The following is an 11,889-nucleotide window of genomic DNA, read 5'->3' as shown; positions in this document are numbered from 1 at the left end:
TAAGAAAGAATCTTTTTATCGTGGCGGAATAATGAGACCATCCCAGGAAAATTTTTTCCACCCGTATTCGATCCATCTGCTATAACCTAAGCGCGCATTCAGAATGCGAAGCAATTCCTGCTTCAGCTTCATGCTATTACGGTGTAATGAAAAGCTCATTGAAGCCGATAACGCTGGTACACATGCCATGTTGCTCGCCCGCAAAAAGCAGGTACACGCCCTGAATGTAATAAAATATTGCTGAATTAAACAATAAGACAGCGTTGAGATAAGACGTCATGTGAATGGGGTTATCGTAATGATTACGCTGACCAAAAGATTAAATCAAAACGCGACTTTCGACAGTTTTAGCTGTGTTTATAAAGCCTGAACTTCAGAGGGACTTTCTTTAACAGGCTGAAAATTAGGTATTTACAGGAATAAGATGAAACCTGATATGAACAATGATGAGACGCGCAATCTTTTGCAGCAGCGTATTAAACGTGGTGAGTTTCACCCGTTTTTTCAGCCTATCGTCTCTCTGGAAGATCTGCGCGTAATGGGGTTTGAAATGCTGGCGCGACACATCTCGCCGGAAGGCACCGTGACGCCGCCAGCAGACTTTATCCCCGCGATGGAGCGAAATGGTCTGCTTGATGAACTGATGCTCAGCCTCATGGCCCAGGGTTTTAAAGTTGCCGCCGCATGGCCTGAACAGCAGTTTTTATCCATGAACGTGTCACCTTCCCAGCTGAACGGGAGATATCTTACTGAAATAATACGAAATACCGCCCTTGAATTTCAGTTCGATCTCGCCAGGCTGAAGATTGAGATCACGGAAACGGCCCTCTTGAATGACATCAACACCGCCCGGACTGAGATTGAAGCTCTGGCAGGGATGGGCTGTACGATTGCAATGGATGACTTTGGTACAGGGTATTCCAGCCTCGCCTGGCTGATTCAGTTACCGGTTAACACACTTAAAATTGACGGCAGTTTCATTCGATCAATGTTGCACAAAAAGGACAGCCGGAAGATTATTTCCAGCGTGGCCGGGCTTGGCCGAAGCCTTGATATGGATGTCATCGCGGAGGGTGTAGAAACCCAGGAACAGGCAGAAATGCTACGGGGGATAGGCTGCCTCTATGCACAGGGCTATCTGTTCGGGAAACCGGTCTCAGGCGCGGAAAGCTGTAAAATGCTCCACACCGTACCCGATAAAGGGTTTCTGCGGCGGCTTTCGCGTCTTTCCCTTGATCAGCGCGCGCATCAGATATCATCAATGTATGCGATTCCCGGCACGTCCATCTGTTTTCTGAACCCGGATTTGGTGATCGTGGATGCCAGCGACACCTTTGCCGAACGGGTCGGCTGGGCCCCGCAGGATCTTATTCACAAATATATTTATGAAGTCATTCCGTCTCAGGCTGAAAAACTTCTCTGGCTGCAGGAATTCCGCCTGAAAGGACTCCCTTACCCGCCGTATGAGGTGAGGCTCCCTGACGGTTCGTCCGATCTTGTCATGGTGACCCGGGTGGAAGATGAGGCCAAAGATTTGCTGGGATTTTGTGTATTTGGTGTGAAAATGAGCAACCGGCAGGGTGAGTAAACGGCCTGTTATTTTGGGAGGATTAACCATTGCGACCCGCCTTAGCCCTGATGTTCCGGCGTAAAACATGGCAGGCTACGCGGGAAATAGCTCACCTGCTCTTTATGTGCCCTCAGGATTAATCTCTTCGATAAGCTTTTCGTCCTGATGATGAATATTCCCGACTCTGGCTGAAACAGGATGCCAGGAGAAAGCCGTTTCGGGCAATGCAGCCTCATGGGCAATTTCCTGCGCCCGTCCGGGTGAGGTTTCAACACTGAGCCATTCACGTACGGCTGCCGCATCTAAAACCAGTGGACGGCGATCGTGGATATCAACCATGCCTTTGTTGCTTGCTGCCGTCACGATAACAAATCCCTCATGCCCGTGGTCTTTACCGTAAGGCGCTCTGCCAATGGCGGCGAAAAACAACGGTTCATGCGCGTTATGATGAATAAAGTAAGGCTGTTTTTTGTCACCGTCACGTGTCCATTCATACCAGCCATCGGCGGGAACAATAGCGCGACCCTGTTCCCACAGCGGCTTAAACATACGGCCTGTTGCGGCGGTTTCACTGCGGGCATTGATCAGCGGCTGCTTATTCCACCACGCCGGACCGTAGCCCCAGTAAACCGGGTCAAGATGACATTCATCGTCCCGCTCATTAAGCAGCAGCACTTTCGTGCCCGGAGCAACGTTGAAACGCCCTATCGGCTCCGGATCAAAAATGATTTCATCGGGCTTCAGCCCCAGAGAGTCAAAGTAGTCGTCTCTGCTGCTGTACTGCGCAAACCGTCCACACATAGGCACCTCCTTCAATAAGAGTAGCCCAGCAGAAATCAGGTCAATCCTGAAAGAGTGATTATTTCGCTGAAGATGTCGCCCGGTTTGTCGAAAACAGGATTAATCAATATGAATGGGCGAAATGATGAAAGGGCGTATTACAGCCAATAGCCTCGCTGATTGCTGCCTCGTTCACAACAGATGCGCGTGGTCATTATGGCGGAGGCGGGCTTCGACGCTACCCGGATTATTCATTACACAGCCACAGGACCAGCCGGTCAGCCAGAACAGGGCGCCGGTCTGTTCACCTTCATCGATGGCAATACAGGTCAACAATGAATGCGTGCTGAGTCTTGCGACGATAACCCGATACCTTTCCGCAGGCAGTAGCTTTCACAGGGCTATTAACAGCATGAAGCAAGGGTCGCATGTCAGTGAGTTCATTATGACCATCGCTTTAACAATAAGGAAAATAACTCATGAGTATCGTTTTCATCCCTGCCCTCATCCCATTGCTGCTGAAAAATGAGAATGAGAAAGGGAGTCCGCTTACTGAAGAAGAAGTCAGCAGCATCCGGGATAATGCCTCGGCGATTGAAGTGGCAAGCGACATTGCTCTCACGATGGCAGAATGTCGCGGTTACGCTGATATCAATCCCGACAATTGCTGGGCTGAATGGAAAGCGTACCGGCGTAATCATCTGCATTCTGCTGGTGACAACGGATAACGGAGTCGCATGAATGCCCGGCATTCACCTGTCAGTGTTTAACGGGGAAAACAGATGTTTGAAACCCTGTCGATTGCCTTTGCGGCTATGGCCGATTTTTCCCGGCTGTCAGGCCACGACAGCACCGCACCGCATGCTGATAAGAGCCATTCATGCAGCAGCCTGCAACGCCGATGTATAGCCATGCAGTTTGAAAGGAGGTAGAGTCATATTTTCTGAAATGTGAGTGTTATTATGAACCGCAGCGAGGACATTCTTGATGCAGCTGAATACTGCATGCGACAGAAAGGCTTTTATCAGACATCGGTTCAGAGCATCGCCAGGCAGGCTAAAATCAGCGTCGGGCTGATTTATAAATATTATAAAAATAAAGAAGCTATTATCGAAGCACTCATAAAGCGGGTAGTGCAGCGAATGATAGATTCACTGAAAAACAACCTCGCTAATCGTGCTCCTGCCGGGAACCTGCCCTCTTCTGCGCACCACGTCGTGTCAATCGATGTTGAAAAAAACATTGTACTGCTTATTGATATATCTGCAGAGGCCACGCGAAATGAACGCATCCGTCAGATAATTTCTGATGCGTGGCAGGCTTTAAAAGAGAACTTTGTTATTCAGGAGCTGGCTCTTAATCCGACATTACAGGCTGAGGTGATTGAGACACGCCTGTATATTATGTCACTGATCATAGATGGCCTGACAATCCGGCGCTGTATGAAACAACGCGAAATTGAGGGCAGCTTTATGTCATTCCTGGATGTCATCAGCCGCGATATCAATCGGCACAGTGCGGCTTAATTCAGGAAAAAAGATGGCCGCTGAGAAGGCTGTTAATCCGCGCTAACTCCTGCTGATCAAGATTTTTATCGCCAAACGTCCGACAGGCCACGCCATCGATCAGCATCAGCAAAAACTGAATACGGTCGCTACGCTGCTGAGGGGTCGCTGCGGGCATCTGCTGCTCAAATACCCTGTCCAGTTCCGTCATTAACGCGTTTTCTTCCTGCGCAAGTAACGCGCGTACGGATTGATTACGCGATGCCTCTGAATACATTTCAGGCAGCAGACAACGGTCCCTGAAAGACCACGCCTGCCAAAAATCAGATTCTGTATCGATGATCTCTGCGGTGCTGGTCAATCGCTGGATGTTTTCCAGCAAAAACACCCGCCAGTGTTCTGCGATACTTTTTATCGTTTCACTGACGATTAACTCCTTGCTGCTGAAGTAGCGATAAATCTGTCCGGCACCCAGACCGGACTCATGGCTTATGTCAGCCATGCTCGTGCCATGAAAGCCAGAGCGACTGAAGCAGTTTTTCGCCGCAGAAATGATCTGCGCCTGCCGCTGTTGCAGGAAATCCTCATTGTCTGACTTGCTCACAACCACTCCTGTTAACTGACGTCTGGCGCTTCCTGATAATCATTGCGCTATGATAACCGGGACTGGCAGGCCGCGACATATCAGCCCCGGGTTGAAATGTTCTGAGTTCCCCTTCTGACATCGACATATCCAGGCAAAACCTGCTTACCCGACCTGACAGAGTAAACGGCGCGTGACACAGGGTGCGCATGCGTACATATGAATGCGCACCCCGTCTTTACATTTTCACTGCCGACTCCTGCAATGCCGTCCCCCCACCCATAACCTTGTAAAACGTATTAAGGTTCTGGTAGTACGCCTGCTCAGCGCTGACCAGACTGGTTCGGGCAGTGTAGAGCGTACGCTGAGCAGTTAACGCATTCAGATAGGTGTCCACGCCATTCTGATAACGCAGATCGGCCAGGTGATAATAGGTCTGTGAAGCAGCCACATTGTTACGCTGGCGGGTCAGCTGATCGTTGAGGGTGCCTTTACGCGCCAGTGCGTCTGCGACTTCCTGAAAAGCAGTTTGCACCGCCTTTTCATAGGCCGCCACGTAATACTCCTTTTGCGCTTTGGTGTAGTTCAGGTAAGAAACGTTGTAGCCACCTTTAAAGATTGGAAGCGAAATGCTGGGGGAAAAGGACCAGATTCCCGCCCCGTTTTTAAACAGTGAAGAGAGATCGGCACTGCCAACGCCACCGCTCGCCGTCAGTGAAATGCTCGGGAAGAAGTTAGCGCGTGCCGCACCGATACTGGCATTGGCTGTCTTCAGATTGTGCTCAGCCTGCAACACATCCGGACGATTAATCAGGGCTTCAGATGAAACACCGGCCGGTACGTCACGTAAGGCCTGACCAATAGTCTCAATGTTCTGCGGCAGCAGATTATCAGGCACGCGGTGACCCACCACCAGCTCCAGTGCATTCTTATCCTGCGCCACAAGCGTGGTATAGCTGGCGACATCTGCCTGCGCAGACTGATAAGTGGTGTCTGCTGAGGCGACATCCACCATAGAAGCGACGCCGTTTTGCAGACGTTTGCGTGTCACCTCCCGTGACTCTCGCGCACTCTCTGCGGTCTCTTTTGCAATCTCAAGATTGCTGCGGTCGGCGGCCAGCTGTAACCAGTAATCGACCGTGTTGTAGAGTAAGGTCAGGCGCGTACTTCGCGCACCTTCCAGCGTGCCAAGGTAGGTTTCATACTGCTGGCGAGACAGGCTCTGATTTTTTCCAAACAGATCCAGCTCAAACGAACTGACGCTGCCCTCTGCGGAGTAACTGTTGCCCAGTGCCGTTTGATTGCCCTCTCCTGTCAGCGCACGAGAACGCGTTCCACTCACATCGGCACTGAGTGTGGGGAAAAGATTCGCGCGCTGTTCACCATACTGGGCATGTGCTGATTTCACACTCGCAACGGCTTCCCGCAAATCGCGGCTATTGTCCAGCGCCATTGCGACGACCTGGCGGAGCCGGGGATCCTGCACATAATCCTGCCAGCCCACCTCGCGATAATGACTCGCGGCTCTCGGCAGGTTACGGTAAGCCTCGCCCGCCGGATTTGCTGCAACGACCGCATTTTCAGGGCGGGAATAATGCGGATCGAGCGAAACACATCCCGCAAGGAAACAGGGTAAAAACACGGCTAAAAATTTTGCAGACATTGTCATTATTCCTTCACCCTTGCTGCAGAGTCTGACGACAGCGTTTCCTGATGCGGCCTGGCCGGAAAGAGACGACGGACCAGCACAAAGAACAGCGGTACAAAGAAGATGGCGAGCAGCGTTGCGGTTAAGGTTCCCCCGATAATACCGGTACCAATGGCGATGCGGCTGTTTGCGCCCGCGCCCGTCGAGATAGCCAGTGGCAGCACCCCCGCAATAAAGGCCAGCGAGGTCATAATGATGGGACGCAGGCGCATCGTTGCTGCATGCGTTGCGGCCCTGAGCAGGCTCTCTCCTTTACGGTATTGCTCTTCTGCAAACTCCACGATCAGAATGGCGTTCTTGGCCGATAAGCCGATAATCGTGAGCAGCGCAACCTGGAAATAAACGTCGTTTTCCAGTCCCCGCAGGGTAATCGCCAGCAGCGAGCCTATAACGCCTAGTGGCACCACCATCATCACTGAAAAGGGCACTGACCAGCTTTCATATAACGCGGCAAGGCACAGGAACACCACAATCAGCGAGATGCCATACAGCGACATGGCCTGATTGCCAGAGAGTTTTTCCTGATAAGAAAGCCCACTCCATGCAAATGTGTTTCCTGCGGGTAATTTCGCGACCAGCTTTTCCATTGCGGAGATGGCGTCCCCGGAACTCTTGCCAGCCGCCGCCGAACCCTGAATTTCGTAAGCGGCCAGGCCGTCATAACGTGACAGAACATCGGGACCATACGCCCATTTCATTGAGGCAAAGGATGAGAACGGCACCATCGTGGTATTACTGCTGCTGTCCGTGCCACGGACATACCACTGGTCAATATCTTCCGGCTTGCTGCGGAACTGCTGTTCCCCCTGGATGTAAACTTTTTTCACACGACCGCGATCGGTGAAGTCATTCACGTAGCTCCCCCCGATGGCCGCACTTAACGTGCTGTTAATATCGCTAATGGTCAGACCCAGCGACTGTGCTTTCGCATCATCAATATCGACATCCAGCTGCGGCAGGCTCGGCAGCGAGTTGGCACGCACGGCACTGAGCGCGGGATCCTTGTTGGCAGCCGCGATGAGCTGATCCCGCATAGACAGCAACTCATCCCGGCTGGTGGCACCACGCGCCTGCAGTTCAAAGGTGAAGCCATTTGACTGACCCAGTCCGGAAACCGGCGGTGGCGTGAGCACAAAAACCTGCGCATCACGAATGCCCGACAGCGCCTTCATTGCGCGACCGGCAATAGCATCAGCACTGTTTTCGCTGCCTTTACGATCACTCCAGTTCTTCAGCGCAATGAAACCGATACCGGCGTTCTGACCATTCCCCGCAAAACTAAAGCCGTTTACCAGCATGCTGACGTTAACGTTATCTTTCTCCTGGGTTGCAAAGTAGTGCTGTACCTGACGACGCACGTCACTTGTCCGATTTTCCGTGGCGCCAGGGGCCAGTTGATACTGCACCATGATGTAACCCTGGTCTTCGGTCGGGAGGAAGCCCGTCGGCAGGCGCATGTAGAGCACCGCACAGCCGATCAGCAGCACACCATACAGCAGCAGATAACGCACTGAACCGTTCACAACATGACCAACGCCAGACTGATAGCGTGCCTGGACTTTCTCATAGCTGCGGTTAAACCAGCCGAAAAACCCTTTGCTGCTGCTTTCGTGATCATGCGGTGTAAGCAGGGTGGCACAGAGTGCGGGGGTCAGCGTCAGCGCCACAATCACCGACAGCACCATTGATGAAACAATCGTGATTGAGAACTGACGATAGATCACACCCGTCGATCCGCTGAAAAAGGTCATTGGCAGGAACACCGCCGAGAGCACCATGGCGATGCCAATCAACGCACCGGTAATCTCCTTCATCGATTTTTCCGTTGCCTGTCGCGGTGGTAAGCCCTCTTCACGCATCACACGTTCGACGTTTTCAACCACGACGATGGCATCATCAACCAGTAAGCCGATGGCGAGCACCATACCGAACATCGTGAGGGTATTAATTGAATAGCCAAAGAGGGACAGCACGCCAAAGGTGCCGAGTAATACCACCGGGATAGCAATCGCCGGGATTAGCGTCGTGCGGATGCTTTGCAGGAAAACAAACATCACAATGACCACTAAGATCACCGCTTCGATCAGGGTTTTAACTACCTCTTCTATTGAGATTTTGACGAAATCGGTACTGTCGAGGGGATACGCAATTTCATAGCCAGCAGGCATAGTGCTGCGGAACTCATTGATTCTGGCTTTTACCTGTTCGGCGGTTGAGAGCGCATTAGCCCCTGACGCCAGCTGGACAGCAATACCGGATGCCGGATGACCGTTCGCCAGCACGTTAGAACTGTAATCCTCATCACCCATTTCAACGCGTGCGACATCACTCAGTCGCACCACTGATCCATCGGCCTGACTTTTCAGTACGATATTGCGGAACTGCTCAGGCGTTTGCAGACGTGACCGTGAGCGGACTGTCGCCACCAGCTGTTGTTCTTTGCTGGCTGGTTGTGCGCCTAACTGACCGGAGGAGACCTGCGTGTTTTGACTCTCAAGGGCCGTGGTGACATCAGAAGGCATCAGTGAATAGGAGGCCAGTCTGGCCGGATCGAGCCAGATACGCATCGCATATTCAGCACCAAATACCTGAACGCTGCCCACCCCCGGTACGCGTGCCAGACTGTCTTCCATGTTACTCACCATATAGTCGGCGACATCTGATGAGCTGCTTTTGTTGGTTTTATCGTACAACGCAAGAATCAGCAGAAAGTCACTTTGCGCCTTCTGCACGGTCACACCCTGTGCGGTGACGGCGGTCGGCAGGCGGCTCTCTGCCTGCTGAACCTTGTTCTGCACCTGAACCTGAGCAATATCCGGGTCGGTGCCCTGCCGGAAGGTGACATTAATTCTGACCTGACCCGTAGATGCCGTGCTGGTGGCATTGAAATAGAGCAATCCATCCAGCCCGGTAAGCTGCTGCTCAATGACCTGCGTCACGCTGCTCTCCAGCGTTTCCGCAGATGCACCGGTATAGGTTGCCTGGATACTGATTTGCGGCGGTGCCACATCCGGGTATTGCGCCACAGGCAGGCTGTTGATGCTCAGGATGCCGAACATCATGATGCACAGGGCAATAACCCAGGCGAAAACCGGACGACGAATAAAGAACTGAGCCAGCATATCAATTGCCCTCGCCTGAAGCGGCTTTATCGTCTGGCGTCACTTCAACGGCGCTGACACGCATGCCCGGCTGCACTTTCGCGGTTCCTTCCACAATCAGCTTGTCGCCGCGATGAAGGCCCGAGGTAATCAGCCATTTGTTGCCAATCACGCGATCGGCCACAACTTCACGGCTTTCAACCTTACTTTCGTTATCCACCACCAGCGCCGTAGCATGGCCTTTCGCATCCCGGGTGATGCCCTGCTGCGGTGCCAGAATGGCATCACTTTTTACGCCATTGGTGACACTGGCCCGAACGTACATGCCGGGCAAAAGTTCATGCTGCGGATTGGGGAAGATCGCCCGCAGCGTAACCGTGCCCGTCGCTTCATCAACAGAGACTTCGGTCAGTTCCAGCTTGCCGGGATGTTCATAGGCAGTGCCATCTTCCAGAGTGACCCTGACAGCCACGGCATCTGTACTCTGCTGCAGTGACGCCTGCTGGCGCTTCAGTTTCAGCAGCTGGACACTGGACTGGGTCAGATCGACATAGATGGGATCAAGTGCGCGAATCGTTGCCAGTGCAGAGGTCTGGCTGGCCGTCACCAGGGCACCTGGCGTCACCGATGAGATTCCGATACGGCCACTGATGGGCGCTTTGATTTGGGTATAGTTCAGGTTGATACGGGCACTTTCAACGGTAGCGCGGTACTGATCGACAGAGGCGACGTTCTGCTGATAGGTTGCCTGCGCATCATCGGCATCCTGCCGTGACACACCCTTTTCTTTCACCAGCGCAGCATAGCGTTCAGCTTTCAATTTGCTGCTTTTCACCAGCGCCTGTGCATTTTTCAGCTGTGCTAAGGCTTGATCGTAACTGGCCTGATAGCTGGCAGGATCGATCTGATAGAGTATCTGCCCGGCTTTGACGTCATCCCCCTCTGCAAACAGGCGTTTCTGGATGATGCCATCCACCTGTGGCCTGACATCTGATGTCATACTTCCCGTTACGCGCCCGGCCAGCTGGCTATCCAGTGTCACAGATTCCGTTTGTAATGTTTTCACACCCACTTCGGTGGTCATGTTTGTATCCGGATGACGACTGTTTTGATCGCAGGCCGCCACCATCATCACAATTCCTGCGATCACACTGCGCTGAAACTTTCTCATAAATACCCTGTAATGAACGTTCATTCTCAGCGTGCAGTCTAATTAAGCAGCATCAAAATGTATGTCAGCAAAACGAAAAGAAGAATGTCCGGAAATATGTAAGCCTGCTGACTGTCAATCACGAAGAAAGCAGCCGGGGATCGTCAGGTTTTTAGCAGCGCCCGCCACTTGTGTGGCACCGTTGACACCGGAGCAGGACGGTCAATCCGCCGGGATGTAATTAACTACGCGGGTGATCATTTTTATAAAGCGATTATCCCGGTTCAAAATCCTCTCAGTGAATAAGCGTTTCTGTTGCAGATAAGATGATTAACGGTTTGAAGATGCAGATGCATGAGGGCATGCATACCCCATGTCAGGCGAGGGCGATGTGCCTGTGCAACGCTTGAAGTTATGGAAATGTTCTATACGAAACATATTTTGAAAAAAACTGAACAATCAATCTGGCGGATTCAATCAGATATGGGCATGCCGCCTGCTTATATTTGATAGTAATGTTTACCCAAGCATCACTTTGTAATGGGACAGTTAGAATTCTCCGACTCCTTTCAGACAGCTTTCGAAAAAATGGTTTGCATAACTGATTCTGAATAGAATGCTTCAGAACTTACTTATGAGCACCTGCGTTTATACTAGCGATTATTCACACATAAGCCATGAACCTCAGATATTGAAAGTAATCAATAAGATTATTTAAAGCATCCGCTATCTTCGGCAACCAGATTTGTAAAATATCTGAAAGGTGAATTAAGCGTAAGATAACCCCATTAACAGCGTCGAAAGAAGGTCAGTATTGCATGAAGAGTGTCGATAGCCACCAATGATTTTACTCACACAGGCGTTTTGCAGCTATTTGTTAACACTCTCTGCCACGATTTTCCTGCTCCCTGAATAAGTGCTCATATATTTATTCAGGTAAAAACATATCACAACGTGCTTTCAGGTATGCCATGATAGTTTCTGTTAAAATAAATTAAACCTGATGAAGGTTGGCCCATACGCATTTTCCTGATTTTTGCGAACAGAACGCTATGGGAACCATTCTCGATTACTTCATTGATCTCACAATCAAAATTCACCAGTGCATCATCTAATGCGGGTGCCCCTGTATGAAGTTTTGACCAGCTATGGGAACTAAACCGGTCTGCCATTGAAAGTGATTTATTGGCAAATGAAGATGATAAATCCTTTTGTGATGAAGAGAGTATGTTCACACATAGCACGCCGCTGGAAACAAAAAAATCATGGGACCATGATTTACGGTTAATACATACCAGTAACGTTGGTGGGGTATCGGTCACACTACACACTGCGGAAACAGTCATTCCATAGTTGTTTTTTTCATGGGCGGTGGTGACAATAGAAACAGCGCTACCAAGCATTGACATTCCATTGCGAAAATCATTAATGTCTATCATTTTCTTTACCATTTCGATCTAAGTGAAATTTATTACTCAGGTTTAATAATACG

9 protein-coding genes are annotated in these 11,889 nt (G+C 51.0%); 3 read left to right on the top strand and 6 right to left on the bottom strand.

Annotated elements, in window-relative coordinates:
• Positions 1-424: 424 nt before the first annotated feature.
• Positions 425-1,588, top strand: coding sequence for an EAL domain-containing protein (locus tag N5J69_RS06110; protein WP_279768823.1), 1,164 nt, complete (start codon positions 425-427; stop codon positions 1,586-1,588).
• A gap of 102 nt (positions 1,589-1,690) precedes the next feature.
• Here N5J69_RS06110 and N5J69_RS06105 read toward each other — a convergent pair whose 3' ends face one another.
• Positions 1,691-2,371 (bottom strand): SOS response-associated peptidase family protein, encoded by a 681-nt coding sequence (locus N5J69_RS06105; RefSeq protein ID WP_279768821.1) that lies wholly within the window; start codon positions 2,369-2,371, stop codon positions 1,691-1,693.
• A 458-nt stretch (positions 2,372-2,829) separates the two neighbouring features.
• Here N5J69_RS06105 and N5J69_RS06100 point away from each other — a divergent pair, with 458 nt between their 5' ends.
• Both N5J69_RS06100 and N5J69_RS06095 read left to right on the top strand, forming a co-directional pair.
• Positions 2,830-3,078, top strand: coding sequence for a hypothetical protein (locus tag N5J69_RS06100; RefSeq protein WP_279768819.1), 249 nt, complete (start codon positions 2,830-2,832; stop codon positions 3,076-3,078).
• 234 nt (positions 3,079-3,312) lie between these two features.
• A complete protein-coding gene (locus tag N5J69_RS06095) occupies positions 3,313-3,876 on the top strand; it encodes a TetR/AcrR family transcriptional regulator (protein WP_279768817.1) in 564 nt (187 codons plus the stop codon).
• Position 3,877: 1 nt separating this feature from the next.
• Here N5J69_RS06095 and N5J69_RS06090 read toward each other — a convergent pair whose 3' ends face one another.
• The 5 genes from N5J69_RS06090 to N5J69_RS06070 all read right to left on the bottom strand — a co-directional run bounded on the left by N5J69_RS06090 (position 3,878) and on the right by N5J69_RS06070 (position 11,836).
• Positions 3,878-4,459, bottom strand: coding sequence for a TetR/AcrR family transcriptional regulator (locus tag N5J69_RS06090; protein WP_279768815.1), 582 nt, complete (start codon positions 4,457-4,459; stop codon positions 3,878-3,880).
• Positions 4,460-4,676: 217 nt separating this feature from the next.
• A complete protein-coding gene (locus N5J69_RS06085; protein WP_279768814.1) occupies positions 4,677-6,107 on the bottom strand; it encodes an efflux transporter outer membrane subunit in 1,431 nt (476 codons plus the stop codon).
• Positions 6,107-9,268, bottom strand: a complete 3,162-nt coding sequence (locus tag N5J69_RS06080; RefSeq protein ID WP_279768812.1) for an efflux RND transporter permease subunit — start codon at positions 9,266-9,268, stop codon at positions 6,107-6,109. Before N5J69_RS06080 ends, N5J69_RS06085 begins: the two co-directional genes overlap by 1 nt.
• Before the next feature lies 1 nt (position 9,269).
• Positions 9,270-10,418, bottom strand: coding sequence for an efflux RND transporter periplasmic adaptor subunit (locus N5J69_RS06075; RefSeq protein ID WP_279768810.1), 1,149 nt, complete (start codon positions 10,416-10,418; stop codon positions 9,270-9,272).
• A 926-nt stretch (positions 10,419-11,344) separates the two neighbouring features.
• Positions 11,345-11,836, bottom strand: a complete 492-nt coding sequence (locus N5J69_RS06070) for a flavin reductase (RefSeq protein ID WP_279768807.1) — start codon at positions 11,834-11,836, stop codon at positions 11,345-11,347.
• Positions 11,837-11,889 lie beyond the last annotated feature (53 nt).

It is taken from the genome of Pantoea sp. GD03673 (genome assembly GCF_029844725.1).
Taxonomy (GTDB): Bacteria; Pseudomonadota; Gammaproteobacteria; order Enterobacterales; family Enterobacteriaceae; genus Pantoea.
The sequence above is the reverse complement of the archived record's forward strand: the minus strand, read 5'-3'. Positions and strand labels throughout refer to the sequence as shown.